Source organism: Phaeobacter sp. JH20_08 (assembly GCF_048056635.1).
Classification (GTDB): Bacteria; Pseudomonadota; Alphaproteobacteria; order Rhodobacterales; family Rhodobacteraceae; genus Phaeobacter; species Phaeobacter bryozoorum.
Map to the genome: position 1 here is coordinate 1 of NZ_JAYMVV010000003.1, position 25,959 is coordinate 25,959.

Genomic DNA, 25,959 nt, shown 5'->3' on the forward strand with positions numbered 1-25,959 from the left:
AAAAAAACCGCTAAATCTTGGAAGACGAAGCAAGCGCATTCTGTAAGGAGCGCAATTTTTCAAGATCAAGTTCTTACAGTCGATGAACAGCCTCATTTTGAACTCAGCCGAAGCTTCGATTTTATCGTATTCGGCGAAGACGTTCTGATTCTGGACAAAGGCAAATTCGAATCCGTTTTGAGGTACCGGCAAGCCCAACAGAGCGCCTTCGTGGATCTACAGAATGAAGTAGAATTCCAAAACCTCTTTGTAGATATGGCTCCTCTTATCGCGCATGTAGGGGCTAACAAGATTCAGTTGAGGCGCGCTTGCGCCATACGCGACAAGGGCCACTATCGAGATATGGGTTTTATGGACAGGCTGAGAGCCAACCAAGCCGAATATGGCCTCATGATCACATTTGACGCTAATGGTCGTATCATTGCCACTCCCGAAACATGTGCTCAAATCATGACGGCGCTTTTGGACCATCGGCTTAAATCCGGCTTCTCAACACTGGTGTATGACGTCCAGGACACAACACCTATCCAAGTATAATCGGTTGTAGTGGAAGTTTGGTAGATTTCAGCAAGCAACGCACTTTCAAGCCCTCATGCGAGCTTTTTACTAGAAGCTCGCATGGACTTGCAGCCTGACAACCCAACAAAACATAGGTAAAGTGCAGCATCCGGCAACATGCCACTTCCGTCATGCAAGGTTTATAGGTATTATATATTAATAACCTCGCAAGGATTTGCCTGTGAAAACTGCTTCCGAGACCGTCTGGAACAAAGGCCGTGTGGTGGGCAAAAAACCACCGCTGACGCCTGACCAAGTGTCCCTGATCCGGATGATCCTGCGCCAGGAAAAAGCCTTGCGGGATCTGGCGCTGTTCAACGTGGCGCTTGATACCAGTTTCCGAGGATCGGATCTGGTGCGGTTGCGGGTGGCGGATGTGGCCACGCCTGCCGGGGTGCGCGAGATCGTGGAAATCCGGCAGAAGAAGACCGAAGCCCGCAATGCACGCCCGGTCCAGGCGCGGCTGTCCTCGGGCACGCGCGACAGTCTGCGCGCCTATCTCGCCGCTTCAGAAAAGCCGTTGCACGGCTGGCTGTTCACGGGGCAGGGGGCACGGTGGTCCAATATCCACCTTAGCGAAAGCCAGCTCTGGCGGTTGTTCCGTGTCTGGCTGGAAAAGGCACATCTCGATCCCAGCCTCTACGGCCTGCATTCGCTGCGCCGGACCTTCCCGACCCATATTTACCAGCAGACCGGCAATTTGCGCGCGGCCCAGCTGCTGCTCGGTCATGCCAGCATTGAAAGCACGAAAGAATACATCGGTACCGAACAGGCCGAAGCCCTCGAAATTGCGCGCAAGTATCATCTCTGAGCCATGCAGACCTATCTCGAAAAGCGCCAGCCTGCCAAAAACGTTGCCCGGTTCTACCGGATGGCGGTCATGCCGAACCTGTTTGGCGAATGGACGCTCTACCGCGAATGGGGCCGCATAGGGCAGGGCGGTCAGGTTCGGATGGACTGGTTCGCGGATGAAAATCAGGCCGTCGCGGCTCTGGTCACACTGGAAGCCTCCAAGCGTCAGCGGGGCTATTGGGTGGAGCCTCAGCAGCTGGCGATGTTCAGATGATAGCGTGACGGACTCGCACAAGCCTCTTGACTGGCCAGCAACGCCGCCCGCATGTCCTTAGGACATGCGGGCGGCGTTGCTGCTTTTTAGCTGAGTAAATCTCGTCATTCTAGTGCGGCTGAAAAGTATAGTAATTATACCATTTTCAATATATATTGCCCTTCATGAAGTTCGAGTATAACCCCGACAAAAGCGCCGCGAACCGTGAAAAGCACGGGATCGACTTTGATGAGGCTCAGGCCCTCTGGGATGATCCTTATCTTATCGAGGCGCCCGCCAACGTCACGGATGAACCACGCTTTCTGGCGGTTGGCATGATCGGGGCCAGACATTGGACGGCTGTCTACACATACCGGAGCGACCGGGTGCGGATCATCTCCATGCGCCGCGCTCGCAAGCAGGAGATTGACCATTATGAAAGCGACTGAATTCGACGAACGGTTTGAGGCGGGCGAAGACATGTCCGCCCATGTCGATTGGGCAAAGGCGCGCCGCCTCAATGTCGAGGCCAAGCGGGTGAACGTGGATTTCCCGACCTGGGTTGTGGCCGGTCTGGACCGGCAGGCTCAGAAGCTCGGCATCACCCGTCAGGCGCTGATCAAGATGTGGATCGCTGAGCGTCTAGAATGAGGGGCATTCTGGCGCGGGGGTGCGCGGGCATTTCTCCAAATAAATCAATATGCCCTTGGATAAAGCTTTGCCTGCTGACATGAATAAAACATGAGCCTGATCAAGTCGAAAAAACGCGTAGCCGATCATGGCGAAGTATTCACCCCGGAATGGATGGTGGATGCTATGCTTGATCTGGTGAAAGAAGAGTCTGAGAGGATCGACTCACGGTTTCTTGAGCCTGCCTGTGGCAGTGGCAATTTCCTTGTGAAGGTCCTCAAGCGGAAGCTTTGCGCAGTCGAATTGAAATTCGGGAAATCCGAATTTGAAAAGCGGCAATACGCGCTGCTTGCCCTTATGTGCGCTTATGGCATTGAGCTTCTGGAAGACAACATCATCGAATGCCGCGCCAACATGCTCGAAGTGCTGGCCGATTACCTACGGATCAACGAGACCGACGATCTGTACAGGGCCGCTTCCCATGTGCTGTCACTGAATCTGATCCAGGGCGATGCCCTGTCTATGAAAGGGCATGACGGCGCGCCAATCACCTTTTCTGAATGGGGATATCTGGGCAAGGGCAAGTTCCAGCGGCGGGATTTCCGGCTGGACGTACTGACAGGCTCGTCGGCCTTCAGCGCCGAAGGAACCTTGTTCTCTCACTTGGGCAAGCATGAGATTTTCACGCCCATGAAGACCTACCCGCCGATGACCATTCGTGATCTGGCCACACAGGGCGACAACCCCCAGGAGGCAGCATGAATATTGAAAAAGGCTTTACCCTACGCGGACGCAACCCAGATGTCCTGACCTGTATTGCAAACCTGTCGAATGATGAGGTGTTCACCCCGCCTGAATTTGCCAACCGGATGCTGGACAACGTGGCCGCGACTTGGGCCGCAGATCATGATGGCGCGGATATCTGGACAGACAGGGCTGTGAAATTTCTTGACCCCTGCACGAAGTCAGGGGTGTTCCTCCGCGAGATCACTAAGCGCCTGATTTTGGGGCTGGAAAGTCAAATCCCAAACCTTCAGGAGCGGGTGGATCACATCCTGACCCGACAGGTTTTTGGCATCGGAACCACCCAACTGACAAGTTTGATGGCACGGCGAAGCGTCTATTGCTCGAAATTCGCCAATGGGGAGCACTCGGTGACGCGGCGCTTCAACAATGAGGTTGGGAATATCTGGTTTGAGCGGACAGAGCACACATGGAATGCGCAAGGCAAATGCAAATTCTGCGGAGCAAGTAAAGCGACGCTGGATAGGGGTGAAGACCGAGAAACCCACGCCTATGCGTTCATACACACAGACAACATCAAGACTCGGATCGCCGAGTTGTTTGGAGCCGACATGCAATTTGACGTAATTATTGGGAACCCCCCTTACCAAATGGATGATGGGGGGCACGGTACCAGCGCAGCGCCAATTTATCATCTGTTCGTCGAAAAAGCTATCCAAATGGACCCGCGATATGCTGTGTTCGTAACTCCCTCACGATGGATGTCCGCAGGAAAAGGACTCGATAAATTCCGTGAACGCATGCTCAGCGATAAGCGCATGCGTTCGATTGTTGATTTTCCAAAACTATATGAAGGGTTTCCTGGTGTAAAAATTCGGGGTGGGATTTCATATTTTCTTTGGGACAGAGAACATCGTGGAAAGTGTGAAATTCAAACTTTTTGGGATGGAGAGCCAACAGGTCCCGTCGTCTCCCGGGACATTGACGTTTTCGATATCCTCGTTCGCCGCAATGAAGCCGTCCCTATTGTCGAAAAAGTGCGTATAAAGCACGAGCCAACCCTTGATAAACGAGTTTCTAGTCGTAAACCATTTGGGTTGCCCACGAACTTTAAGGGAAAACCTTCTCCAACCGGCTTGAAGGATCCAGTGAAGCTCTATGAAAATCAAAGGCTTGGCTATATTGAGCGTCAAGTAATAACGGTCAATCCAGATTGGATTGATAAGTGGAAAGTCCTGATAACGCGGGTTCAGGGCACGAGTGCTGCTATTGAAACAAAATTCTTGAGCAAACCAATCATTGCGGGCCCAGGCATGGCCAGTACAGAAACATATCTTGTAGCAGGGCACTTCGATACTGAAGAGGAAGCGAACCGCTATGCTCAATACCTTAGAACCCGTTTTGTCAGGTTTCTGGTTTCATTGAGAAAGCCTACCCAAGATGCTGCGCGAGGTGTCTATGCTTTCGTTCCTGACATCCCCTTGGACCGTGACTGGACCGATGCTGCACTTTATCAACGCTACAGCCTGACCTCAGAAGAAATCGCATTTATCGAGGCCCAGGTTGCGCCACATGACAAGGAACTGTTTGATCCGACCGAGGATGAGATAGCCGCCGATGAATAACCCGTCCATCGACGACATCCTCTCCCCAAAACCGGATGCGCGGCCCCGCATTTATGCTTATTCCATCGCGGATGAGGCCCATGAAGGCCTGCTGAAGGTTGGTCAGACCACACGGGATGTAAAACGGCGGGTAGCTGAACAGTTGCGCACGGCGGCAATCACCAACTTCCGAATTGAGCTGAACGAACCCGCTGAGCGCGAGGACGGCACCATCTTTACTGATCATGAGGTACGCGCCGCGCTGACCCGTAAAGGGATCGAGAACACAAGCCTGGAATGGATGCGCTGCACCCTGGCCGATGTCCATACTGTGCTGACAGAGCTGCGCACTGGCCTGCGGTTTAGCGGCACGCACCATCAAACCTTCCCCATGCGCCGGGAACAGGCAGAGGCCGTCAGGCAGACCCATGCCTACTATCATTCCCGCTTGGAAGAGGACATGCACGCCGTTCCACGTTTTTTGTGGAACGCCAAAATGCGCTTCGGCAAGACCTTCACCTCGTATCAGCTCGCCAAGAAGATGGGGGCGAAACGCGTGCTGGTAGTAACCTTCAAGCCAGCCGTTGAAGACGCTTGGCAAAGCGATCTGGAAAACCACGCGGATTTTGACGGCTGGCAGTATCTGTCAGTCAAGACCGGTGGCGACCCGACACAGATCGACCGGAACAAACCGGTCGTCTATTTCGGCTCGTTTCAGGATCTTCTGGGCCGCGATGCACGCGGCAACATCAAGGCCAAGAACGAATGGCTCCACACCGAAAACTGGGACCTCGTAGTCTTTGACGAATACCATTTCGGCGCATGGCGCGAGACAGCGAAAGAGTTGTTCGCTGGGGAAGAAGATGAGATCGCCCGCGAGGAAGCCCGGCTTGAAGACGCCAAAAAGCTGAAGGACCGGATCGCGGACCTGCAAGAGCCGCTGGAACCTGAAACCGAGTTTCTGCCGATCACGACAAAGGCCTATCTCTATCTGTCAGGGACGCCATTCAAAGCCCTGTCCACGGGCGAGTTCATCGAAGAGCAGATTTTCAACTGGACCTACACCGACGAGCAACGGGCAAAAGCGGCCTTTGCTGCCGCTCACCCAGATCAGTGGAATCCTTACGGTTCCCTGCCGCAGATGCGGCTGTTGACCTATCAGATGCCCGACGAGCTGCTGGCCATTGCCAGCGCGGGAGAGTTTGACGAGTTCGATCTGAACGAGTTCTTTGCCGCCACGGGGACCAAAAGCAAAGCGCAGTTCAAGCACAAGAGTGACGTTCAAAAATGGCTGGACATCATCCGAGGGCAGTATGCACCAGGCGCGGTAGATAGCCTGAAGACTGGAACGCGACCACCGTTCCCTTATTCTGACGTGCGGCTCTTGCCCTACCTGCAACACTCGTTCTGGTTTTTGCCGAACGTCGCGGCCTGTCACGCAATGGAAAACCTACTAACTGAGCGTCAGAATACGTTCTGGCATGAGTACAAGGTCATCAGCGCTGCCGGGGCGGGCGCCGGGATAGGGCTTGAAGCGCTGCCTCCTGTGCGACGGGCGATCGGAAGCGGCTTTGATAGCAAGAGCATAACCCTGTCGTGCGGTAAGCTGACTACGGGTGTCACGGTCAAGCAGTGGTCATCCATCCTCATGCTGCGAAACCTGAAATCTCCCGAGACGTATTTTCAAGCGGCATTCCGGGTGCAGTCGCCCTGGTCCATCAAGAACCCCAACGGGGACAACCCGCATGAAGAAGAAATCCTAAAGCCCGTGTGCTTTGTGTTCGACTTCGCGCCAACGCGTGCCCTGCGGCAGTTGTCCGAATACGGGATCGGCCTGTCACCCAACGAAGCGAACCCAGAGAACGCTGTGAAGGAACTTGTGTCGTTCCTGCCAGTGCTCGCCTATGACGGCGCGAACATGTACCAGGTTGACGCGGGCGGTATCCTCGACATCGCAATGGCTGGGACATCTGCGACGCTGCTAGCCCGAAAATGGGAAAGCGCCCTGCTGGTCAACGTGGATAACGAAACCCTTCGCAAAATCATGGATAACCCTGAAGCGATGGCCGCTGTTGAACGCATTGAGGGCTGGCGTGCCTTGGGCGACAACGTCATTGAGACCATTATCAACAAGAGCGAGAAGGTCAAAGACCTGAAGGCAAAGGCCAAAGAGCGCGACCTGACCCCAAAAGAAAAGAAAGAACTGTCCGCTGAAGAGAAGGAATACAAGTCTGCACGAAAGCTGGTTCAGGAAAAGCTGATCAAGTTCGCCACCCGCATTCCCGCGTTCATGTACCTGACCGATTTCCGTGAAAACACCCTTCAGGATGTGATCACAAAGCTCGAACCCGATCTATTTCGGACGGTTACCGGCCTGACAGTCCAAGATTTTCATCTCCTGGTTCGGCTCAAAGTGTTCAACACAGAACAGATGAATCAGGCGGTTTTCGCCTTCCGCCGATACGAAGATGCCTCATTGAATTACACCGGGATTGATAGCCATGAAGGCCTGTCGAGTTATGGCCTGTACAACACCGTTGTCGCCCGAGAATAAGGGGTAATCGTTACGTTCTTTAGCATGGTTAGCCGTGTATGCAGCCAGTTTAGGTGATGTTATGGAAGTTCAATTTTCAACAACTCTCAAGCCAATGGCCGACTTCGAAGTGGGAGAAATCGGTCTCTGCAACTTTGGCCGAGGGGCCGAACTCGCCATGCTTGTTGTCAAACTCGATCAGGACCTTGGTTTTGCTACAATGCATGACCAAGACGGTGACCTGTTCAGTATTCACTATGTGGGGCACAAGCCTGACCTCTGCCTTTCCTACGGCCAAGACTGGAAGCTGGTGATCGACCCCACTGGCGATATCCAAGTGGGAGGCTATGCCTCACCTGAAATTGGCGATATCGTCATGTGGAACGGTGCCTATGGCTTGTGTGCGGCTCAGCCTCGAGGCCCCATGAAGAGCACGATCAACTTTCCACTGACCGGCACCGTTTCCAATCGGGCACCCATCGAAGCAGTATTCAGGTCTTGGAAGATTGTCCTCAACGACATTGATCCCGAGACTGGCCTCGCGCCCGTGATCTTCCGTCATCCCGCCAAGCAGGTTTCGCAACCTTGATGAAAACATCAGAAAACAAAGAGAACAGAAACCTTTGAAGGTGCCGCGGTTGTCACTGAAGTGGCTGCACAAACATCTGCCAGTAAGTTTCTGCCGCACCCTCAAACGTCAGCTTCTGGTCTCTGTTTTGGCCGAAGTGTGCCATCCCCATACTCCGCAGATACAGGGTTTGCTCATCGGCCTCGACGGTTAGGTTCTCATTGAACCCGTTGGTGTCTGCATTTTCGGTCGCAGTGTAGGCAATGCCCCCCATATGCCGCCCCCCCATGAATACGGTACAGCGGCTCGCAGCCTGACCGTTATGGTAGGCAACAGCGCTGAAGCGATTTGCGTCAAGCCTGCGGAACGACCCGTCAATCTCGGGATTACGAACAGACAATTCAGAAAGCGAGTTCTCGAAATATTTTGCCATGAAATCAAACGCCTCAGTCTGGAATGCATCACGATCACGGTCAGTGAACGTTTTGGCCACCCGCAGATTACTTGACCGGATCACTTGATCCGGTGTCGATCTGTTGACTGACTGCGTATTCTGCATGTTGCTGGGTGCCGCAGACGGCCTGGTGACCGCTTGTGGATTACCTATGCGCTTTGCTGCTGCCTGAACAGCTTCGGCGACGAGACGGAACGCATGGTCGATATCCGGCCATTGCGTGACCGGGCGGCCGTCCGTTGGCGTGGCCATCAACTTGCCGAAGGGTGCGCCATGCCAGAGGCAATCGCGCAAAATGACCGGAATCACGATGGCCTCTCCCGCCTTGTGCCGTTCCAGCGCACGGGTCATCTCGATCTCATAACAATAGTCAGAGTTTAGAAAATCTGGGCTTACCAGCAGTAGGATGATCTCATCGGCTTCAATGTGCGCGTCGATCTCACCGGCGAAGTCCTGCCCAGCCTCAATACGGCGGTCGTGCCAGGTCTTTATCAGGCCTTGACGCTGAAGGATTCTGAGCTGGCGTTCTAGCTGGTCTCGTAGTGCTTCGTCAGCGTGGCAGTAGGAAAAGAAAACTGTCGTCATGTAAACCCATCATTGAAAATCAGTGAACATTATTGCGCGCCAAGATTTGTCGCTCGGTACCTTCACGCCCTATTAGGGAGGCCATCTTCTGAGCCTTCTCGTATCCTTCGGGCAGCTTCGCGACCTCTGCCCTCAGTCTATGACGCTCCAGATGCTGGACGTTTGGCATGAGAAGCGTTCGATCTCGCACCACGACGCCCGTCACGACGACCGGCGCATTAATCTGTCCGATTTCCTTTGACGCTTTGAAGCTGTGACCATGGTGGGCAAGCCGCTCCTTGATCGCATGGATCAGCACCCCGGGAACGCTTTGCCCAGAAACTGTTATGTCATCGACATACACGCTAACCTGGCATCCGGCATCACGGGTCAGCTGATCAATCTCGTCCCACATGTCAGCGTAGGCCCAAAAGGCCAGCGATGGGCTGGCAGGGCTTCCGGCTGGCAGAACCCCGTTCAGCGTTGTGAGATCGAGGAGGACCTTCACTACGTCGGGAGGGCACCCGAGATATTTGCCAAAGAACCATGCTACCTTGCTGGCTGTGCAGCTCGGATAGAAATCTTCGATGTCGAGAAGATGGAACGCTGCTGCACCGCGATGCCGTGCGGCATTGTCGATGTTCGAGCGACCGCGCACTGGCGAGATCAGGTAGTCCGGAGTTTTCACCCGCAGCAGCAACTCTCCGATCCGCCGTTGAATACGCTTCAGATCGCCCCGTGGTGCAAGGACAGGACGGAATGTTCCGTCTTTTTTCTTCTTGCGCAGAGGCTTGTAGAGATCGGGTGCGGCCTTCAACTCAGCAAACTTCTCGGAACTGGTCTGTAATAGTTTGAACAACTTTTTGCGTGTGCTGCACCGATAGAGGGCACATTGATCGAGGGCATAGGACTTGTCGCGGCGCTTCGTCATGATGACGCTCGCTTCCGCTCGATCATCCTCAGAAAATCAAGTATCTTGTCAGCGACAACCCCACGCGCTTTCTCGATAGCGCCCGGCGTCGTGCCTTCTGTCAGCTTCTCGTCAAAAAACCAGATCGAACTGACTGGCAGATCAAACTCTTCGGCGTATCGTGCAACGATTTCCTGACTTGGCACTTTTCGGCATCGTTCAATATCGGAAAGGTGCGATTGGGAAATATCGAGGCGTTCCGCCAACTCGTTCTGTTTCAGGTCATGGAAGACCCGGATCAATCTCAGTGCTTCACCTAGCATTCTCGGTCCTCCTTTCGCCAAAATGCGAACATTAAGGGTCGCGCGGTTAGTCGCCGGACAACCGGGACAGCCATTCGATGAGGTCAAAGAGTTTCCCCATCCCCCAGGCTACCCAGAATGCGCCCTTTAACAGGCGAGGCTTCCACGTCGGCTTGCGCTTCCGTTTTGTCTCGCGTGTCCCACGCTGGCTGATCTCGTCGGTGTCGTAAGCCATGTTTTGGCCTCCTCTGCTGGCCCTGCCGCAGGATTGCGGAAGGGTGTCGCCACCAGCGCGAGGAACGGAGAGACCGTCCTTATCCCTTATGCTGGCCCCCCGGGGTCGCCCGGGGGGCCGCCGCCCCGCCGCCGCCACAGGGGCCGCTTGGGGGGTAGGCGTCAGAGGGAACTAGCCCCTCCACGGATCGGTGAACCGACCCTAAGTACAGCGATTTTATTCCGAACCGAACCGAAGCCCGGCATACCGATAAGACATAGATAGGATCTTCCTTGTGCGATACAAGATCGCTAAGAGCGATTTTTTTATCCTATCTCAAGGGGGCACTCTGTCACTATACGACTTCAGGTGTCCGGGCATTCATGCCCGTCCGCGCGAAGCGCCGGGCCTGTCGGCGGGTAGCCTTCAGGTTGCCCGCCGACAGGTCACCCTGAAACCGCCCACATCCACGATCACCCCACAACGCAAAAGGCCCCCGCCTGCTGACGGGGGCCTCGATCATTGCGGCGGTGCGGGCTGTTACTCGGCGGCCATCCGGTCGGCCTGCGCGGTTCGATCCATGATGTAATCCACGGCCTTCTGGGCCTCGGACGCGGCGCGGAATATCGCGCGGCTGTCTTCCTTCATCGCCTCAAGCCACCCTTCGACATAGGCCGCGCTCTGATCGAATTCAGGCTCCACCCCGATCTGCGCGCACAACATGCAGTTGCCAATCTCTGCGACCAGCTCCTCGAACGCGTAGGCCTTGCGGTCATTGAACCTGCCCAAACGGTCAAGGCGCTTTGTCGCCCCTGTCCAGTGGGTCAGCTCATGCGCCAAGGTGCCGTAATACCCTGCGGCCCTGTGAAAGGTCGCGATCGGCGGCATGTGGATGCGGTCGGTCTTGATGTTGTAATAGGCGCGCGGTTCCTCGGTGCTGTCGATCTGCGCGCCACTCGCGGCAAAGAAGGCCTCCAACGCGGGATCGGCCACGGTGCCAAGATCACGGGGCGGATCAGGCAGGATGTAGAACTCGGCGGGCAAACCCTCGATCTGATCGGCGTTGAACACACGGTAGGCCTTGGCATAGGGGATCTGGCGTTCCTCGCCGTTTTCGTCCTCGCGCTCGACGGTGCCGTATTTCACGACGGTCGCGGATTTCTCGCCCTTGCGAACGTGTCCCCCAAGCTGCTTGGCCTGATTGAACGTCATCCAGCGGGCTGAGCTGTAATCCTTGGCCATGGCTGTTGCCCAAAGCATCAGGATATTGATGCCCCGATAGGCTTCGCCGTTAAACCGTTCCGGCAAGCTGACCGATGCCCCGCCACCGGTCCACGGCTTGCGCCAGGGCGGCGTTCCCGCCTCGATCTGTGCGATGATCTGATTGGTGACATGGGAATAAACGTCAAACTTCTCTGCGGTCATTTGTGACACTCCTTCGCGTGACGCGGGCCGGGTTCTTCCCCTTTCCGCCAATGGGCGGGCCTTCCTGTTCTGTTGTTTGGAATGCCCATGCATTCCGAAGGGCAGAGCAGGTAAGGGCAAAGCCCGTCCTGCGGCCTGGCGGGGCCGTGACAACCGGGTGGAGGGCGTGAATTTGGGAGGGAACCGCGCGCCTGCGCGTGGGAGGAACCGGAATTCTCGACCGGAACCGACGCCGCAGGCGGCGCTTGCCGGTTTTCTCGGACACGCCAGGATGGCAGGCGGATCAACAGGGATTTGGAAACTGTCAGGGCTGGGGTGAGCGGGCGTCAGCCCGTCGATCCCCTGCCCTGTCTATCGTTCAAAGCGAGACCGGCGCACCGCCGGGATCACGTCATTTATGTATCGTCTTTGTTACCAAAACGGCTTAGGCTAAACCTTTGCGTCACAAATCTACTACCTCTAGACTCGGCCAAATTTTAATTGCCAGCATCGCAAGCGCAACGCCTCGCTCTTCAATTTCTGCTTCTGTCCATTGGTCGTGCTTCTCAAACCATTTGTTCATAAATAGTCCCGTATGTTCTTTGAATTTCGCCTTCTTCTCTTTGAAGCTCTTGTTCCCTGACGAAATGTTCAGTCCTCCTGAAAGGAGGGTCAGGTTGCCCAAGGTGTGGAGCTTGGCGTTTCGGGCAATTGTCTCCTGTTCCAAGGAGACGGGATCAGCCGTGTTGCCGTCAGCTAGAGGCCAATCATCGCCCCACGATTGCGGAAGAACGTGTTCGACCCAAAGCCCTTCTGGCCGTTCACTATGCTCGGCCAGCTTCGTTCGGCTTGCAACCTCAAGCTCCCAGAGGATGTCCACCAGTCTGGGTCTTGGTGAAATAGCGTAACCATTGCCGGTGAGAATGCCCCGACGGAACTCGGTATCGTGCGGAAAGCGGCTGCTATCGCCTTTTCGATCGGCGAAGAACCTTGTGAACACGTCAACGGATGGTCCTTCGGCTTTGAATTCTGCGCTAAGCGATTGAAACAGCTTGTTTAGATTCTTCGTCGTGAGACCGCAGACCGCACGCCGGACGAGGTAGGAATAGATCAGCTCCGCCAGTTCGCGTCGCTCGTCATGGTCTAGGTCGGAGCGTCCGATCTGCATGGCGATCGGGTAGGCCGTCGTAACCTGCCAAGCTGCGAGCTTGCGTCCTAGCCAATGCAAGGCTGGATCTTCGTTCCTGCGCCCTTCCAGGGTCTCGTAGAGCGGTGCGTAGGTCTCGATCAAGCGCAACTCGTCCTCGACGTCCTCAAAGCGCGGCTTGTTCTTTGGAACGGCGAACGCGCGATACTCAGCATAAAGTTCCCGCATGGAAATCTTCTCGCCGGTCTCTGCGGCAAGAGTGTGCGCAAGAAAATGGTCGATACGCGGACGAGTTGGGCGGGCGTTCGGCGCAGCCTCCTTCCACCAACTCATGTCGAACGGGGTCCAAAGTTTCGTGTAAAGTTGCTCAACCGATGCGCTTTGCTTCTCAGCCCGGTGAAAGATGTTGTTTCTTACAAGGTCCATCGCCAAAAGCGGTTCGCCCTGTGAGTTCAGCGTCTCGAAAATAACCTGAGCGTCATCATTCTCCCCGAGGGTAATCACGACCAGCTTCAGGCGATCTAGCATGGCCGTCAGTATGGCCTCGAGTCGTTCGGCCACGAGATCGAGTTCGACGCCTTCATCTTCGTCCGTCTCTGGTGCATTTGCGTCGAGGTCGATCTCGCTTTCTTCGTCCGGTCCGTTAAACGAAAAGTCGTCGATCCAGCTGTAGAACAGGTGATACGCTCTGAAAGCTGGAAACGGCGTATTCTTTGGCACCCCTCGTCCCCAGTAGAGATGGCGATACTTTTTTGAGACCTCGGGATAGGTCATCTCGATTAGGTCGTGAAACAGCTCGCGATCCGACGGCGTAGGGTTCAGCTTGAACTTCGCCAACGGGTCGCTGTCCTTGCTCTTCGGAACGTTCAAAAGATAGCCGTCGACGTGCTCGATCAGGTCGGCCAACTCATGGTGCCGGGCAACTTCGCGCAACGCCGCCAGCATGATCTGGAAAGTTGTAAGGCGCTGTTGGCCATCCACGACCTGAACGACAGGCGTGATGCCGATCTGCGACCCCTGATCGACCGGAGACAGGATCAGCGCACCCATATAATGTTCGAACTTTGCGTCCCCTTCCAAAACCTCAATGGCCTTAGCTGTGACATCTTCCCAAAAAGGCTCTAAACGCTTGTCACCCCATTGATATTTGCGTTGATACAGCGGCACCATGAAGCGACGGGCCTCTTTGAGTACAACTTCCACGGGGTGATCGTCAGCATCCATAATATTGCCTTTCTTAAAGAGCTCTGCTCAAAATAAACCGATAAACTTGTTTTGTTCAAAATAGTACCGGTCACGTGCGGGCTTGATCGACAACGCGGTATCGAACGGATGCGCCTGAAGGGCCAAAGGTGGCCAACCTTCGTTGTCGCGCACAGGGAAATACGTCACGACGAACTCATCATCAGCGGTCAATAGACTTGGAACATCGTTCCATCGGAGAAGCGGTGCGTCCGTGATATGCCCATCGTCATTTAGGCTGACAGGCGCGTTCAGAACTTGTTGCCATGCTTGGATCTCGTCCTCCACTTCAAGCAGTGCGAAAGATGGCGTTGGGTCGAGTGACCGCGATGCGTCTTTCACCCGAAATGCATAGATCGTCGGCAACGCCCCTTTCGGGGTCCCATCCGGCGCTTGATACAGCATGGTGTCGTAAACGTCCGTGTACGTGGGAAGCGGCTGCGTTTGCTTCTCTTGCTTTTTGAAGAGGCCAAACATTAGGAAGCCGTATCAACCGGGCTAGTCTTCAAGCCCTTTGGCTGGTCGCGCCCTTCCCCTTCGAACGATGCGGGAACAGCATCAATCCCGATATCCCAAAGGGCCGCAAGCAGGCCCCCCTTGGCAACCATGTCAGCTGCCTCTTGGCCGTAGGCAGCGACGAAATCATCAGTGGTCGCGAATACTTGTGGGCTATTGTCCGCAATGCGCTGCGCCATTGATTTCACAGCGGGCTGGTCCTTGTGGTAGCGATCTTCAAACACCGTGTGGTTCCTTTCAGTTTTTAACGTTCTCTGTCTCGATCGCGGCCCTGCCCGCGCTCGGACGCAGTATCACGGCCACGCCCGAGAATGTCATCCCGCCGCCCTTGGTCACGGCCCTCGCCGTCACGGGCGGCAATGTCCCGTTCTACCGCCGCTGCACCCCGCTCCTGTCCAATATCGCGCGTACGCCCAAGGATGGCGTCCCGCCGATCTCGGTCTGGATCGTCGGGCGCAATTCTCTCTCGCCCGACATCCGGCGCTTGCACCTCGGGTCGATCAACATCGCGCCCCAACACCGCCGCCCGGCGCGCGTCTATATCGCCCCGCTCGGCCCCAGCCTGCGGCCTCTCAACCTCGCCCATAACCCTCTCCTTGATCCGTGACATCGCCGCCTCGGCGCGGCCCCATAGCTGATCCAGCCGCTCGCGCGCGGTGGCAATGAAGGCGCGCCCGCGCTCCATCAGCTCAAGGCGCAATTCCAACTGCCGCCAGCCCAGCTCCTGACGCTGTGCATTGCGCGCCTGCGCCGCGCGGAAAGCCTCACCGCGCTCCGTGACGATCCCGCGTTTCTCCTGCGCATTGGCCGATGGGCCGATTTTCGGCTCGGGCTCGCGACTGAGCTCGATCACCTTCTTCTCGCCTTCAAGCGCCAGCTCTTCCTGCCCGCCCCCGCGCGCCCGCTCGACCTGTTGCTCGGCCTCGGCACGCTGAACATCGAGAGACCGATGGTCAATCCGCTCCGACCGCCCTGCCCGCTCAAGGGCCATGTTTGCGTCCCGCGCCCAGGCTTCGCGCCAGCCCATCAGCAAGTCTGGCGCATTCCAGCTGCGATCCTTCTTGCCGAACCCCTCGCCGGTCAGCTCGCGCATAGTCAGCATGACATGTGCATGGGGCTGACCGTGGCCATCACGGGCCTTGCCCTCGTGAACGGCCACGTCCGCGATCATGCCGCGATCGACAAATTCGCGCTGAACAAAACCACGCAACAAATCCAACCTCTCGCCCCGATCAAGCTCACGCGGCAGCGCCACTTCGATCTCGCGGGCAAGTTGGGCATCGCGCCGCTTCTCGACGGCTTCGACCGCGTTCCAGAGCTGGTCGCGATCGCGCATCCAGTCGGGCGCGTTCTCGGGGGCCATGATCTCGGAATGAACGACACCGCCCTTGCGGGAATAGTCGTGCTCCAACCCCTGCCGGTCATCCCGCAGCCGCCCAGCTGTCCGGTAGGCGGCGGCTGCGACCGATGACCGGCCCCCTGCCCGACTGATCACTTTCGCACTGAGATGGTAGATCGCCACGGATCGAGCGCCTCTCTTCAAAACAGGGTCCAGCGCCTGGGTGCGCTGGTCGGGAGCGCGAGGGTGAAACCCTCGTTTAGGCGGCATCGCCGCCTTGGGGGGAAGCCGTCCGGCGCGGGGGTTTACCCCCATGAGGACGCGCACGTTGTCGAAGACAATGTATAAGCGCGCATTTGTTTCTTTTCAACATAAGATTCAACCGCTACGTTAGCCCCATTATTTCAAAGGTTGCCCCATGTCCCAAAGCCGCCCGACCGACGCTCGCATCGCAGAACTGGCCGAGAAGAAAGCTCAGCTCGACGCTCAAATCGCAGCGCTCGATGCCAGGCGGCGTCTCTCTCAGAAGAAAGACGAAGACCGCATCAAATGGCTCTTGGGCACTTTGGTCTTCGACCGTTTGAGCGCCGAACCTGCTCTTCAGAGCATCGTGCGGCGCGACCTGCCAGACCGCCTCACCCAACGGGATCGCGACCGGGGGCTCTGGCAGATTCTGTTTCCTGACGCGCAAGAGGACCGGTCATGAGCTTTGTTCTGGAAGCCCGCCATTGGGTGATCATGATCGGCGCTGTGATCCTGGCCGCTGCCGCCATGATCCTCGCTCCGCAAGCGGTCGCGATCTACCCGGTGACCACCTATGCCTTCCCGATCATCGCCGTGGCCACCATTCTCGACACCCTCGGAGCCGCCGCAGAGCGCCACAGGACACCGCTGAAGCTCCTCGCATGGGTCTGCCTGTGCGTGGCCACCCTCACAGCGCTGACGCCCCTCAGAGGGCCGCTCAGCGACATACTGGCGACTGTCCAGGCATGGACGGGCGCTGGCTGGCCCCTGCCCCGTGCTATCTGGGAAGGCCTCAAGGGGCTGGCGCGGTATTCTGATCCGCAGAAACAGGCCATGGCGATCTCTTTCGCACTTGGGGCCTTTGGCGTGGCTGTCGCTGTCAGCACCCCGCTGGTGGCGATCTTCAATCCGCGCATTGGCCGCAACCGCAAATCCCGCACCGGACCGTGGCAAGCGGGATGGATGGACCCGCGTGACGTGGCCCAGCTGAAGCGCAACAAGACCGGCCTGCCCCTCGCCCTGCACAAGGGCAAGCTCCTGCGCTACGTCAAGAACGATGCGAAGGGATGGCGCGGCGGGCATCACCTCGTCGTCTCCGGCACACGCGGCGGCAAGGGCGTCAGCGCCGTGATCCCGGCGATCCTCGATCACCAGGGGCCGGTCGTCGTCCTGGACATCAAGGGCGAGAACTTCGCCGTTACGCGCCGCCACCGCGAAGAGCTCGGGCGCAAGGTAGCGGTCCTCAACCCCTTTGGCCTCGTTGAGGATGGACAGGATCAATTCAACCCGCTCGACTACATCCGGTCCCATGAGCTGGCGCGAGACGTGGCCCTGGTTGCAGACGGTCTGGTCAAACCGGAACAAGGCGACGGCGCGCATTTTTCGGAAATGGCCCGCCAGCTGGTCGCGGCGGCGATCGAAGTGATCGTGACCCAGGAAGAACCCAACCGGCGCAATCTGATCGCCGTCGCCGATCTGCTTCTGTCAGCAAACCTCGACGGTACGCTTGAGGCCTGGGCCGAAAACGGGGATCTTGTCGGCCACCGTCCTGCCCAGACCGCTGCAACCATCCTGCGCGCAGGCGACAGGGAACGCGGGTCGATTCAGACGGCGGTGTCGAAAGCCTTCGAGTGGATGCAATCCGACAACATGCGCCACTTCCTGGCCGGGTCCAGTTTCCGCATGGATGATCTTCTTGATGATCAGGTTGATCTCTTCATCGCGGTGCCGCTCGACCAGGTGGACAAGCAAGCGATCTTCATGCGCCTGTTCATCAACCTCGTTCTGGGCACGGCCGTGCGCCAGGACGGGCGGCGCAAGGTCAAAGCTCCAATCTTACTGGTTCTCGATGAATTCGTACGCATGGGGCGCATGGAGCAGATCATGAACATCGCCAATGTCGCCGCAGGGGCCGGTGTCGAAGCGCTGTTCGTCACCCAGGACACGGGCCAGGTCGAAAAGGCCTATGGGCCGAATGATGCCCGCTCGATCTTCGGCTCCTGCATCACCAAGCGCGTCTTCAACCTCAACGATATCGAAACCGCTGAATGGGCAGCGCGTCATCTCGGGGAAAGCACGGTCTATTCTCAGCAAATTCGAGAGGGCAAGGCCCCGCACGAGGGCCGTGATTTTTCCTACTCGGAGCAGCGTCAGAAGCTCATGACGGCTGAGCAGATCACGGGCATGAAGGCAGATGATCTGCTGCTGTTGGTCGGTAACCGCAACCCGCTCAAAGCCAAGCAGAATGTGTATTTCAAGAGCAAGCTCTACCGGGGAAGGTTCGATCAGAACCCCCTGAGTTGAAAGTTGTGCGTTGGAATTTTGTTAAAGGTTTCGCGTTCTGAGGGAGTTAAATAGAGTTATAATAGAGTTACACCTTGGAAAAAGCCCAACAACACCTTGAAACGAATAGTGTTTTCCAGAAGGCCGGTGTGTGAAATGACGAATTTTGGTGTGTGAAATGACGAATCTGGGTGTGTGAAATGACGATAGCTTAGAAAAGTTATCCACAGGCCGTTGGTGTGTGAAATGACGACTCTTGACGATCGGTGTGTGAAATGACGATAGTGAGCCATGGTGTGTGAAGTGACGAATCGTGAGCTGAGCAGAGGGTGTGTGAAATGACGAATGCACGCTCCCCGCTCCTGCCGGACCGGCATCCGCAAAAAGACCTGTTCGTTTGCGACATTGTGGACGCGGTGCCGAAGGGCGACATGGCCTCGATGGAACATCCTGTGTTTACCCTCTCGACCAAGCCGGACATGAAACCGCGACGCTACCAGAATGGTGATAATTCGATTGAGGTCTCACCGTCACGCTACGGGCTGGCCACAGTCCATGACCGTGACGTGCTGATCTACTGTATCAGTCAGTGCATGGCTGCACTCAATGAAGGCCGCAAAGTCAACCGGTCGATGCGGTTCAAGGCTCATGATTTGCTGGTGGCGACGAACCGTCAGACCTCGGGCCAAGGCTACCAGCTCTTGAAGGATGCGCTGCGGCGTCTGCAAGGCACGCAGATCGAGACGAATATCCGCCAAGGTGGCAAGGAATATTTTAAAGTGTTCGGCCTGATCGAGTCCGCGGAAATCGTTCGGGAGACACGTGACGGTCGGATGCAGGATGTCGAGATCACACTGTCGGATTGGGTGTTTGATGCCATCGAGAACAATCATGTTCTGACATTGAACAAGCAGTATTTTTTCCTCCGAAAACCGCTTGAACGGCGACTCTATGAACTGGCCCGTAAGCATTGCGGCGCACAACCCAAGTGGAAGTGTGGGCTCGAACTCTTGCGCGACAAGTGCGGGTCAGGCTCAACCACGAAAGAATTCAGGCGATTGATTTCGAAGATCATCGAAGATGACGCGGTGCACGACCATCTTCCCGACTACACCATGAGCATCGAAAGCGATAATGTTGTCTTTCGCCCCAAGGGGGCTGAGGCGGTGATCGCCCCTTCCTTCCTAGCGTTGCGGTTCAGAAAACCAGATACACATGATGAGGCGCGGCGTCTTGCGCCTGGGTGGGACGTATACGTGCTGGAAAACGAGTGGCGGTCATGGGTGCATGACAAGGCGATCGATGTGAAGGATGCCGATAAGCACTTTCTGGCCTTCTGCAATAAGCGAGGCGCATACCAGAATTAAAACGCACAAATGTGGGTTTGTGGCTTTACGCTTTCCCACGAATGTGGTGAGGTGGACTCATGATCATATCTTTCCTGAACCAAAAAGGCGGCGTCGGCAAAACCACCCTATCGGTGAACGTGGCGGGCTGTCTGGCACGCCAAGGCCACCGAGTGCTTCTGATCGACGCTGACAAGCAAGGCTCGGCCACAACATGGGCAAGTCTGCGCGAAGATGCGCCCTTCCAGGTTGTCAGCATGGCACGGGCCAACATGGCGCGGGACGCGCTAAAGCTTGCCCAAGACTATACTCACACCATCATCGACGGCCCGCCGCACGCGGAGGAGATTGCCCGATCTTGTATTGTTGCATCGGACTTTGTGGCGTTGCCCATCGAACCGTCCGGTCTCTCGACGTGGGCATCTGACCTGACAGTGCGTCAAGTCAAAGAAGCGCAGGAATTCAAGCCTTCCCTCAAATGTGGGTTTGTGGTTTCCCGCAAAATAGGGAAAACTGTCATAGGGCGAGATATTCGCAACATGGCTGCCGAGGCGGGTTTGCCAATCCTAGCAAGTGAGATCGAGCAACGGGTGGCCTTCGCTGAAGGTATGACCATGGGGCAAACGATTTTCGAGTGGGCTGGCGATAGCAATGCGGCCCGCGAGATCAACCAACTAACGAAAGAGATTGAGCGGTATGTCGAAGAAGACATTTTCGGCGGCTCCGAAGCCGAAGCAGCAGCCAACGGATGACCAAATCCTCGCGTTTGAACGTGGCGGGGCAGGGCATGACACAACACGGGCAGACAAGCCGGTCGCGAAGACCATGCCGGATGAGCCGACCAAGCGCCTGAGCCTGGATCTTCCGGCGAGCCTGCACACGCGATTCAAAACGGCGTGCAGTGCGACGGATCGGAAAATGGTAGGTGAACTCCAAGCCTTCATTGAACAGCGCACGCAAGAATTGGAAGAGGATGCGGGCATAACCCGCAAATGAACAAAAGCACAAATGTGGGTTTGTGTGAAATATTGCGCAGGCGGGATTTGTGGCTTAAAAACAAAGGGGAGGGCGGCGGCGCAAAAAAACGTCACCGCATGATGAGAATGCATGCAGAGCTGAGAACGAGAGAAGCCCTTGGGCCATTCGGCCCGGTCGAAGAAAAGAACGCACCAGACGTGTTGTACACGGCGGGTGATACCGCGCTTTTGACCGAAGGCTCGCGCGTGGCGATTGTCGGCTCAAGAAAAGCCACCCCGGACGGCATCAAACGAGCACAGGCTGTCACTCGTGCCTTGGTGCAGCAGGGTATCATTGTCGTCAGCGGCCTAGCCGAAGGCATCGACACAGTGGCGCATAGAACTGCGATAGAAGAGGGCGGGCGCACTATAGCTGTGCTCGGCACGCCCTTATCCAAGGCGTACCCGGCCACGAATGCCGGTCTACTTGAAGAGATCAAGCGTGATCACCTAGCGATTTCCCAGTTTCCCGAAGGTTATCCAGGCAAGAGCGAGAATTTCCCGCGCCGCAACCGGACGATGGCGCTCATCTGCGATGCTACCATCGTGATCGAAGCAAGCGAAAAGAGCGGGACCCGCCACCAGGGATGGGAAGCTATCCGGCTTGGCCGCGATCTCTACCTACTTGAGAACGTCGCAACCAATCCGAACCTAACTTGGCCGAAGCAGCTCATCGAGTACGGAGCACAAATCCTGCGCCGTGAAGACCTACCCGATATCTTGCTCGATATTCCGAACTACACTGCTGGGGGCGTTCGTGCCTTCGAGCTATGAGTATGGCACCTTCGCCAACTATTCCCCACGCGGTAGCTCGGAGCTGTCTGTAACCTCCCGAAAAGCCTGTGGCGCGATCAAGGCTGGCCGGGTCAATGTCATCGCCTCGACCGTTCCGCACCTGCAAGACTCGAAGGCGGACGCTCTGCGGCCTTTTCTCGGGCCTGATGTCACTTTGGTGCCGGTACCGCGCTCGGCGCCACTCCCTGATGGGGCGCTTTGGCCTGCCAAGGTGATCTGCGACGTGTTGCACGAGCACGGGTTCGGCCAAGATGTACAAACCTATCTGAAAAGAACGAGGGCTATACCGCGTTCGTCAAATTCACCGGCGGCGGAAAGACCACTTGTCCCTATTCACCTGGAAAGCATCGAGGCGGAGAGACCGTTCTTCGTGCCGAACAAGATCACCATCGTGGATGATGTTCTGACCATGGGACGGACAAGCTTTGCTTGCGCGGAACTCCTTCGGGCTGTCTGCCCGGACGCAGAAATTCGTATTTTTGCAATGATCCGGACGCAAGGCCTGCAAGAAGACATTGAGAAAATTGTTGATCCGGCCATAGGCTCCATCATTGGCTACCCATCCGGCAAGACCCACCGTGACCCATAAATGAAAGAATGTGGGTTTGTGGGTATGTGGCGGAAATGGAAATTGAGTTATTAAGACAAATTACGAAAGATGATCACAGACTGACTGACAATAGGCATAGATGCTGAATAACCATAAACAATTCCTGGCATGGAGACGGCAGGTCTTTGTCCGCAATCCACATCAAGATCTGAATGCTCTTTACACTGGGCTTAAGCAGAGAAGCGGCGTTTACTTGATCGGCTGCGCGGAGGAGATTGTCTACATAGGGCAGTCATGGGACCTGACGGAGCGACCAATTGATAGCTTGGGCCGTTTCTACCACCGTGTTTCTGACGTCTCACTGCCGTGGTCTCTCGCTCTGGCACCCTGCCCACCTGACGAGATGCACGAAAAGGAAAGCACGGCCATTCGTTCCTTCGCCCCAAAGTTCAACACATCGATCCCAAGCATCCCTGCGAGCGAGGGACGGATGCCAGAGATTATCGGCTACGCTGCTGTCTTTCAGGATCAGATCAGTTCAGGCGGGGCTTTTGACGAGGGAAACCTTCGTCGGCAAATGGAGCGCGCAGCTGAAAACCCTTCACCACCTTGGCGGCAGGGGAAACAACGAAGGAAAACCGGGAAGCGCGAGCCGAAGCCCGAGTTGCCGCCGCTTGATCCTCCAACGCAGCTGACGGGAGACTCGCTTCGAGAAGCGTGGCAGCGCTACGGCGTCCCGTCTGATGGAGCTTTGATCTATCCGATCAATCTCTGCGATGATGGCTCAGTCGTGACCCGTGACGGAGAGATTATCGGTACATGGTCGATGGACCAGTACGAAGCACCTTCGTTTACGCCAGACGATGCGATTATTCCCTTATTCGAAGCACCTTTGGTTGGCCTTCTATGCATGCGCATACGCGAATGGCACGAAAGCAAAACTGGCGAGAAGCTATAGAGCTATGGCTACGCCCCCGCTCTGTTCACAACCATCTCCATGAAGCAACAGACAGGAAATTCAGTAATGAAACCGCAGTTGTGCAATCTCTAGGCTCTGGCCGTCGCCAGTACCACTAACCCGGTAGACCATTCGATCTTCCTGAGAAATCCGCCGTGACCACCAGCCGGTCAGATCCCCCTTCAAAGGTTCCGGCTTGCCGGTTCCTTTGAAGGGGGTCCGCTTGCATTGCTTGATCAGCTCGTTGATCCGGTCACGTACCTTGTCGTTGGTGCTGACCCAGTACTGATAATCTTCCCAAGCCTGATCGGAAAAAACCAGCTTCACTCGGTAAGCTCACGCTCTTCGCCAGTTCCAGCATCGAGTTGCGCGATCGACGCGCGCAAGCGGGATGCGTTTTTCGGTGTGGACAGGAGGTGCAACGTCTCGTTGACGGCGTTCCAAGTGTCCAAGGACACGACCACAACGGACTCGCCCTTCTTGCGCGTCACGACAACTTCCTGCTTGTCGTGGATCGCTCGATCCATGACGCCCTTCAGTTGAGCTCGTGCGTCTGAGTAGGTCATAACATCCATGTCGACTCTCCTTTGCCTCCCTCTATATGTACAACATTGAGTACAAGTAAAGGGGTGGTACGAAGGCGGCAGTCAATTTCATGGAGAATTTACGAGAGAGAAAGGGCTCACATGGATGACATCGTTACCCGCCCCGCAGAGGAAATTTCTCGCGAGGAACTTTACGAACTGGTCTGGCAGACCCCCATGAGCAAGCTTGGCGCTCAACTCGCGACGAACGGGCCAGGCTTGGCCGCTCTTTGTCGAAAGCGCCAAATCCCTACGCCACCCTTGGGCTACTGGCAGAAAAAGGCCGTTGGCCGTGCTCCTGAAATGCCTCCTTTGCCGTCATTCGAACCGCCCCAAAAGACCTCCCCTTCAATCAAGCCAGCGCGGGGCAGTGGTAGACCGGTAGTACCTGCGTCCGTCCCATCTCGCGACGCTGAGTCCGTTGCGGAACTACCACCCTTCGATGAAGACGACGAAAGCCTTGACCATATGCGAGCGCTGCACCCCAAGGTGAAGGCATGGGTCGCAGAGCACCGTCAGCTACAGGAGAGCCGTCGAGCGGAAAACCGGCAACGGTCGCGCGACTTTTGGGGAGGATCACTTCCTCATATCAGCGACCTCACTGCGCGTGACCGATATCGCTTCAGGGTGACAAGCACCCTGTTTCGCGCGATCGAGAAGCAAGGGGGACAGATCGGCGAAGCCAAGCTTACAGGCAAGGTGATGTTCCTTGTCAGCGAGCAAGAGCTCAAGTGCGTAATTGCTGAGAAAATGTCGAGGGCGACAAAGATCATGGAAGGGGCAGGGAAGTGGACGGCCCTTCCTCATCACCACCAAACAGGCCTTGTTTCCTCCGGCTTTCTGCGCGTGAGGTTCGACACCTACGTCAAGGGCCGCAGTCGCGACTGGATTGAAACGCCCAAGAAGAAGATGGCAATTATCCTGCCTGATATTGTAAGTGCCATTATCGCGGCAGGGCCGCTTTTGGCAGAGGAGGCGCAGGAGCGCGCAGAATGGCACCGCCGCTACGAACAAGAGCAGGCAGAACGCCGTGAGCGCCAAAGACAGCTGGAGATAGACCACAAGCGCTGGTGTCGGTTTCAGGACCACGCGGCAAATTGGCGGGAGCGCGAGCGGCTTTTGGTATTCATTGCAGAACTACGCCGCCGTCTGCAAATTGAGGGTGATACCGACATTGAAGACAGACATCTCAGCGAGTGGATTGTCTGGGCCGAAGAGCGAGCTCTTGCGCTCGATCCGTTCCAAGATGGTTTGAAGGGACTTTTTGAAACCATCAGTTCCGCTTGATTGATTAGCTAGTTATACTCGGCCAGCACTACAGACAGTTGGATCAAGAGCATGCCGAGCTCGCGTTTGCCGAAGATGACGACTACCCTCGGCTAAGGGAATACCGCATACTTCGGAAACAATATTGTAGGTGAAATTTGAAGCTTAAAATTTTTGCGTCGATAGCAATCTTTGCGGGCTCGTACTTTCCTTTGAGTCTGATTCTGCTTGCTCAAGATTTTCGGTTCGAGCTCTTAGATGCCCAACCATGCTGGCCAGTGAATGGGACGGACTGTGTTCTTCCGTTTCGGAATGGCCTGTTCCCTATCATCATCTTCGCGGTGTGCTCAGTCGGGTTCGTTATTTCTTTGTTAGCGCTATGGTCAATTAGGCCCAAAACGGCGGTCGACATAATTGAAGTTAAGCATGTCCCGGCTGAACTGATGAGCTATACACTTCCCTACGTCGTGTCTTTCATGAACTTAGAATATCAAGAGACCGGAAAATTTGTCGGCCTCATCATATTCCTATTTTGGATTTTTCTTATCACTTATCGGTCGGGGCAGCTTATTCTAAACCCGCTGCTCGTAGTCTTGGGGTGGCGCCTCTACGAAGTGAAATACCGTTTCCCCGGCGACGATAAAACACATACTGGTAAAGCGCTTTCAAGATCCCATCTTGAGCCGGGGGTTCGCTATAAGCAATTACAAGCACAAGACATTTTAGTTATTTCGAAATAAGATAAGGGACGACAATGCCTATACTTGATGATCTCAAGGCACTCAATCTCGATGTCGCACACGTAAATCTATGGACCGTCAAAGGTCCTGTGGGCCCCATTTCTCAGGCACCAACCTATCCTGCCAAGTGGGTGGAGACCACGGCTCCCCTCGATGCATCACTAAAGCAGATTTTTACCGAGCAGCTTGAACTTATCGAAGAGGTGTTCGCTTATGGTCTGCTGGCGCAAAACAATGAAGCCAGTGCGTTGTCTATTCCCGCCGATGAAACGCATGTGCCATCTCTGCTTGCAGCGATAGCTGCCGAGACGGCCCCGCTCAAAGTTTCACAGACGAAGCATCTCCTAAACACCAACTTTTATGTAGCGAAGATTATCGTCGGTGATGACATCGCCTACGCTGTC

Annotated in this window: 31 protein-coding genes; 20 read left to right on the top strand and 11 right to left on the bottom strand. The window is 56.0% G+C overall.

Translation table 11 applies throughout. The features are described from left to right. The 9 genes from VWY75_RS01605 to VWY75_RS01645 form a co-directional block, all read left to right on the top strand. On the top strand, positions 1–537 hold a 537-nt coding region (locus tag VWY75_RS01605), incomplete at its 5' end, for a Kiwa anti-phage protein KwaB-like domain-containing protein (RefSeq protein WP_416537094.1). A 202-nt stretch (positions 538–739) separates the two neighbouring features. Beyond that, positions 740–1,369: a tyrosine-type recombinase/integrase gene (locus VWY75_RS01610; protein WP_416537095.1), complete on the top strand. Its 630-nt coding sequence runs from the start codon at positions 740–742 to the stop codon at positions 1,367–1,369. A gap of 3 nt (positions 1,370–1,372) precedes the next feature. Beyond that, entirely contained in the window at positions 1,373–1,624 is a 252-nt protein-coding gene (locus VWY75_RS01615) for a WGR domain-containing protein (RefSeq protein ID WP_416537096.1), read from the top strand. Between the two features lie 164 nt (positions 1,625–1,788). Continuing rightward, on the top strand, positions 1,789–2,052 hold the full coding sequence (locus tag VWY75_RS01620) for a BrnT family toxin (RefSeq protein WP_416537097.1): 264 nt from the start codon (positions 1,789–1,791) through the stop codon (positions 2,050–2,052). Next, positions 2,039–2,254: a type II toxin-antitoxin system BrnA family antitoxin gene (gene brnA, locus VWY75_RS01625; protein WP_416537098.1), complete on the top strand. Its 216-nt coding sequence runs from the start codon at positions 2,039–2,041 to the stop codon at positions 2,252–2,254. The genes VWY75_RS01620 and brnA overlap by 14 nt, the downstream gene beginning before the upstream one ends. 90 nt (positions 2,255–2,344) lie before the next feature. Further along, positions 2,345–2,995 carry a DNA methyltransferase gene (locus VWY75_RS01630; protein ID WP_416537099.1) on the top strand — a complete coding sequence of 217 codons (651 nt, stop codon included), beginning with the start codon at positions 2,345–2,347 and terminating at the stop codon, positions 2,993–2,995. Next, the gene (locus tag VWY75_RS01635) at positions 2,992–4,602 is read left to right on the top strand and encodes an Eco57I restriction-modification methylase domain-containing protein (protein ID WP_416537100.1); all 1,611 of its coding nucleotides are present in this window, start codon (positions 2,992–2,994) and stop codon (positions 4,600–4,602) included. Before VWY75_RS01630 ends, VWY75_RS01635 begins: the two co-directional genes overlap by 4 nt. After that, complete coding sequence (locus VWY75_RS01640; RefSeq protein WP_416537101.1) at positions 4,595–7,135, top strand: DEAD/DEAH box helicase family protein; 2,541 nt, start codon at positions 4,595–4,597, stop codon at positions 7,133–7,135. Before VWY75_RS01635 ends, VWY75_RS01640 begins: the two co-directional genes overlap by 8 nt. 61 nt (positions 7,136–7,196) lie before the next feature. After that, a complete protein-coding gene (locus VWY75_RS01645; RefSeq protein ID WP_416537102.1) occupies positions 7,197–7,703 on the top strand; it encodes a hypothetical protein in 507 nt (168 codons plus the stop codon). 52 nt (positions 7,704–7,755) lie between these two features. Here VWY75_RS01645 and VWY75_RS01650 read toward each other — a convergent pair whose 3' ends face one another. The 9 genes from VWY75_RS01650 to mobQ all read right to left on the bottom strand — a co-directional run bounded on the left by VWY75_RS01650 (position 7,756) and on the right by mobQ (position 15,957). Next, the gene (locus VWY75_RS01650) at positions 7,756–8,721 is read right to left on the bottom strand and encodes a toll/interleukin-1 receptor domain-containing protein (RefSeq protein ID WP_416537103.1); all 966 of its coding nucleotides are present in this window, start codon (positions 8,719–8,721) and stop codon (positions 7,756–7,758) included. A gap of 19 nt (positions 8,722–8,740) precedes the next feature. Continuing rightward, a complete protein-coding gene (locus VWY75_RS01655) occupies positions 8,741–9,631 on the bottom strand; it encodes a reverse transcriptase family protein (protein ID WP_416537104.1) in 891 nt (296 codons plus the stop codon). Then, the gene (locus tag VWY75_RS01660; protein WP_037240913.1) at positions 9,628–9,933 is read right to left on the bottom strand and encodes a helix-turn-helix transcriptional regulator; all 306 of its coding nucleotides are present in this window, start codon (positions 9,931–9,933) and stop codon (positions 9,628–9,630) included. Before VWY75_RS01660 ends, VWY75_RS01655 begins: the two co-directional genes overlap by 4 nt. Positions 9,934–9,979: 46 nt before the next feature. Then, a complete protein-coding gene (locus VWY75_RS01665; protein ID WP_416537105.1) occupies positions 9,980–10,147 on the bottom strand; it encodes a hypothetical protein in 168 nt (55 codons plus the stop codon). Positions 10,148–10,666: 519 nt separating this feature from the next. Continuing rightward, positions 10,667–11,551, bottom strand: coding sequence for an ArdC family protein (locus tag VWY75_RS01670; RefSeq protein WP_416537106.1), 885 nt, complete (start codon positions 11,549–11,551; stop codon positions 10,667–10,669). A 442-nt stretch (positions 11,552–11,993) separates the two neighbouring features. Further along, positions 11,994–13,880, bottom strand: a complete 1,887-nt coding sequence (locus VWY75_RS01675) for a DUF262 domain-containing protein (RefSeq protein ID WP_416603355.1) — start codon at positions 13,878–13,880, stop codon at positions 11,994–11,996. Between the two features lie 48 nt (positions 13,881–13,928). Beyond that, positions 13,929–14,396, bottom strand: a complete 468-nt coding sequence (locus tag VWY75_RS01680) for a hypothetical protein (RefSeq protein ID WP_416537108.1) — start codon at positions 14,394–14,396, stop codon at positions 13,929–13,931. Next, positions 14,396–14,659 (bottom strand): hypothetical protein, encoded by a 264-nt coding sequence (locus VWY75_RS01685; RefSeq protein ID WP_416537109.1) that lies wholly within the window; start codon positions 14,657–14,659, stop codon positions 14,396–14,398. The genes VWY75_RS01680 and VWY75_RS01685 overlap by 1 nt, the downstream gene beginning before the upstream one ends. A gap of 20 nt (positions 14,660–14,679) precedes the next feature. Then, positions 14,680–15,957 carry a MobQ family relaxase gene (gene mobQ / locus VWY75_RS01690; protein WP_416537110.1) on the bottom strand — a complete coding sequence of 426 codons (1,278 nt, stop codon included), beginning with the start codon at positions 15,955–15,957 and terminating at the stop codon, positions 14,680–14,682. Between the two features lie 235 nt (positions 15,958–16,192). Here mobQ and VWY75_RS01695 point away from each other — a divergent pair, with 235 nt between their 5' ends. The 8 genes from VWY75_RS01695 (at position 16,193) to VWY75_RS01730 (ending at position 22,965) form a co-directional block, all read left to right on the top strand. Further along, a complete protein-coding gene (locus tag VWY75_RS01695; RefSeq protein WP_416537111.1) occupies positions 16,193–16,480 on the top strand; it encodes a hypothetical protein in 288 nt (95 codons plus the stop codon). Next, the gene (locus tag VWY75_RS01700; RefSeq protein ID WP_416537112.1) at positions 16,477–18,321 is read left to right on the top strand and encodes a type IV secretory system conjugative DNA transfer family protein; all 1,845 of its coding nucleotides are present in this window, start codon (positions 16,477–16,479) and stop codon (positions 18,319–18,321) included. Before VWY75_RS01695 ends, VWY75_RS01700 begins: the two co-directional genes overlap by 4 nt. Positions 18,322–18,638: 317 nt before the next feature. Beyond that, a complete protein-coding gene (locus VWY75_RS01705) occupies positions 18,639–19,667 on the top strand; it encodes a replication initiator protein A (RefSeq protein ID WP_037931660.1) in 1,029 nt (342 codons plus the stop codon). Positions 19,668–19,726: 59 nt separating this feature from the next. Next, on the top strand, positions 19,727–20,398 hold the full coding sequence (gene parA / locus VWY75_RS01710; protein ID WP_037931658.1) for a ParA family partition ATPase: 672 nt from the start codon (positions 19,727–19,729) through the stop codon (positions 20,396–20,398). Continuing rightward, entirely contained in the window at positions 20,343–20,642 is a 300-nt protein-coding gene (locus VWY75_RS01715; RefSeq protein ID WP_132953151.1) for a hypothetical protein, read from the top strand. Before parA ends, VWY75_RS01715 begins: the two co-directional genes overlap by 56 nt. Then, positions 20,639–21,436: a DNA-processing protein DprA gene (locus VWY75_RS01720; protein ID WP_416537113.1), complete on the top strand. Its 798-nt coding sequence runs from the start codon at positions 20,639–20,641 to the stop codon at positions 21,434–21,436. The genes VWY75_RS01715 and VWY75_RS01720 overlap by 4 nt, the downstream gene beginning before the upstream one ends. Next, positions 21,420–22,046, top strand: a complete 627-nt coding sequence (locus VWY75_RS01725) for a hypothetical protein (RefSeq protein WP_416537114.1) — start codon at positions 21,420–21,422, stop codon at positions 22,044–22,046. The genes VWY75_RS01720 and VWY75_RS01725 overlap by 17 nt, the downstream gene beginning before the upstream one ends. A gap of 100 nt (positions 22,047–22,146) precedes the next feature. Beyond that, positions 22,147–22,965: a hypothetical protein gene (locus VWY75_RS01730; RefSeq protein WP_416537115.1), complete on the top strand. Its 819-nt coding sequence runs from the start codon at positions 22,147–22,149 to the stop codon at positions 22,963–22,965. Positions 22,966–23,025: 60 nt separating this feature from the next. Here the strand turns inward: VWY75_RS01730 and VWY75_RS01735 are convergent, their stop codons facing one another. After that, positions 23,026–23,292 (bottom strand): Txe/YoeB family addiction module toxin, encoded by a 267-nt coding sequence (locus VWY75_RS01735; protein ID WP_037931654.1) that lies wholly within the window; start codon positions 23,290–23,292, stop codon positions 23,026–23,028. Then, complete coding sequence (locus tag VWY75_RS01740) at positions 23,289–23,540, bottom strand: type II toxin-antitoxin system Phd/YefM family antitoxin (protein WP_036743750.1); 252 nt, start codon at positions 23,538–23,540, stop codon at positions 23,289–23,291. Before VWY75_RS01740 ends, VWY75_RS01735 begins: the two co-directional genes overlap by 4 nt. Before the next feature lie 111 nt (positions 23,541–23,651). Between VWY75_RS01740 and VWY75_RS01745 the strand changes: the two genes are divergently transcribed. From VWY75_RS01745 to VWY75_RS01755, 3 genes are all read left to right on the top strand, one after another. Then, positions 23,652–24,836, top strand: a complete 1,185-nt coding sequence (locus VWY75_RS01745; RefSeq protein ID WP_290749356.1) for a hypothetical protein — start codon at positions 23,652–23,654, stop codon at positions 24,834–24,836. A gap of 422 nt (positions 24,837–25,258) precedes the next feature. Beyond that, positions 25,259–25,555 carry a hypothetical protein gene (locus tag VWY75_RS01750; RefSeq protein ID WP_290749358.1) on the top strand — a complete coding sequence of 99 codons (297 nt, stop codon included), beginning with the start codon at positions 25,259–25,261 and terminating at the stop codon, positions 25,553–25,555. A gap of 14 nt (positions 25,556–25,569) precedes the next feature. Continuing rightward, positions 25,570–25,959: hypothetical protein (locus VWY75_RS01755; RefSeq protein ID WP_416537116.1), on the top strand; the 390-nt coding region annotated here is incomplete at its 3' end.

Excerpts from the sequence above, each read along its gene's own strand:
- VWY75_RS01640 (WP_416537101.1), top strand. The coding sequence starts at position 4,595 with ATGAATAACCCGTCCATCGACGACATCCTCTCCCCAAAACCGGATGCG.
- VWY75_RS01720 (WP_416537113.1), top strand. The coding sequence starts at position 20,639 with ATGAACAAAAGCACAAATGTGGGTTTGTGTGAAATATTGCGCAGGCGG.
- brnA (WP_416537098.1), top strand. The coding sequence starts at position 2,039 with ATGAAAGCGACTGAATTCGACGAACGGTTTGAGGCGGGCGAAGACATG.
- VWY75_RS01630 (WP_416537099.1), top strand. The coding sequence starts at position 2,345 with ATGAGCCTGATCAAGTCGAAAAAACGCGTAGCCGATCATGGCGAAGTA.
- VWY75_RS01740 (WP_036743750.1), bottom strand. The coding sequence starts at position 23,540 with ATGGATGTTATGACCTACTCAGACGCACGAGCTCAACTGAAGGGCGTC.
- VWY75_RS01650 (WP_416537103.1), bottom strand. The coding sequence starts at position 8,721 with ATGACGACAGTTTTCTTTTCCTACTGCCACGCTGACGAAGCACTACGA.
- VWY75_RS01655 (WP_416537104.1), bottom strand. The coding sequence starts at position 9,631 with ATGACGAAGCGCCGCGACAAGTCCTATGCCCTCGATCAATGTGCCCTC.
- VWY75_RS01620 (WP_416537097.1), top strand. The coding sequence starts at position 1,789 with ATGAAGTTCGAGTATAACCCCGACAAAAGCGCCGCGAACCGTGAAAAG.
- VWY75_RS01660 (WP_037240913.1), bottom strand. The coding sequence starts at position 9,933 with ATGCTAGGTGAAGCACTGAGATTGATCCGGGTCTTCCATGACCTGAAA.
- VWY75_RS01665 (WP_416537105.1), bottom strand. The coding sequence starts at position 10,147 with ATGGCTTACGACACCGACGAGATCAGCCAGCGTGGGACACGCGAGACA.
- VWY75_RS01750 (WP_290749358.1), top strand. The coding sequence starts at position 25,259 with ATGAGCTATACACTTCCCTACGTCGTGTCTTTCATGAACTTAGAATAT.
- VWY75_RS01670 (WP_416537106.1), bottom strand. The coding sequence starts at position 11,551 with ATGACCGCAGAGAAGTTTGACGTTTATTCCCATGTCACCAATCAGATC.
- VWY75_RS01615 (WP_416537096.1), top strand. The coding sequence starts at position 1,373 with ATGCAGACCTATCTCGAAAAGCGCCAGCCTGCCAAAAACGTTGCCCGG.
- VWY75_RS01745 (WP_290749356.1), top strand. The coding sequence starts at position 23,652 with ATGGATGACATCGTTACCCGCCCCGCAGAGGAAATTTCTCGCGAGGAA.
- parA (WP_037931658.1), top strand. The coding sequence starts at position 19,727 with ATGATCATATCTTTCCTGAACCAAAAAGGCGGCGTCGGCAAAACCACC.
- VWY75_RS01700 (WP_416537112.1), top strand. The coding sequence starts at position 16,477 with ATGAGCTTTGTTCTGGAAGCCCGCCATTGGGTGATCATGATCGGCGCT.
- VWY75_RS01715 (WP_132953151.1), top strand. The coding sequence starts at position 20,343 with ATGTCGAAGAAGACATTTTCGGCGGCTCCGAAGCCGAAGCAGCAGCCA.
- VWY75_RS01730 (WP_416537115.1), top strand. The coding sequence starts at position 22,147 with ATGCTGAATAACCATAAACAATTCCTGGCATGGAGACGGCAGGTCTTT.
- VWY75_RS01645 (WP_416537102.1), top strand. The coding sequence starts at position 7,197 with ATGGAAGTTCAATTTTCAACAACTCTCAAGCCAATGGCCGACTTCGAA.
- VWY75_RS01635 (WP_416537100.1), top strand. The coding sequence starts at position 2,992 with ATGAATATTGAAAAAGGCTTTACCCTACGCGGACGCAACCCAGATGTC.
- VWY75_RS01705 (WP_037931660.1), top strand. The coding sequence starts at position 18,639 with ATGACGAATGCACGCTCCCCGCTCCTGCCGGACCGGCATCCGCAAAAA.
- VWY75_RS01695 (WP_416537111.1), top strand. The coding sequence starts at position 16,193 with ATGTCCCAAAGCCGCCCGACCGACGCTCGCATCGCAGAACTGGCCGAG.
- VWY75_RS01680 (WP_416537108.1), bottom strand. The coding sequence starts at position 14,396 with ATGTTTGGCCTCTTCAAAAAGCAAGAGAAGCAAACGCAGCCGCTTCCC.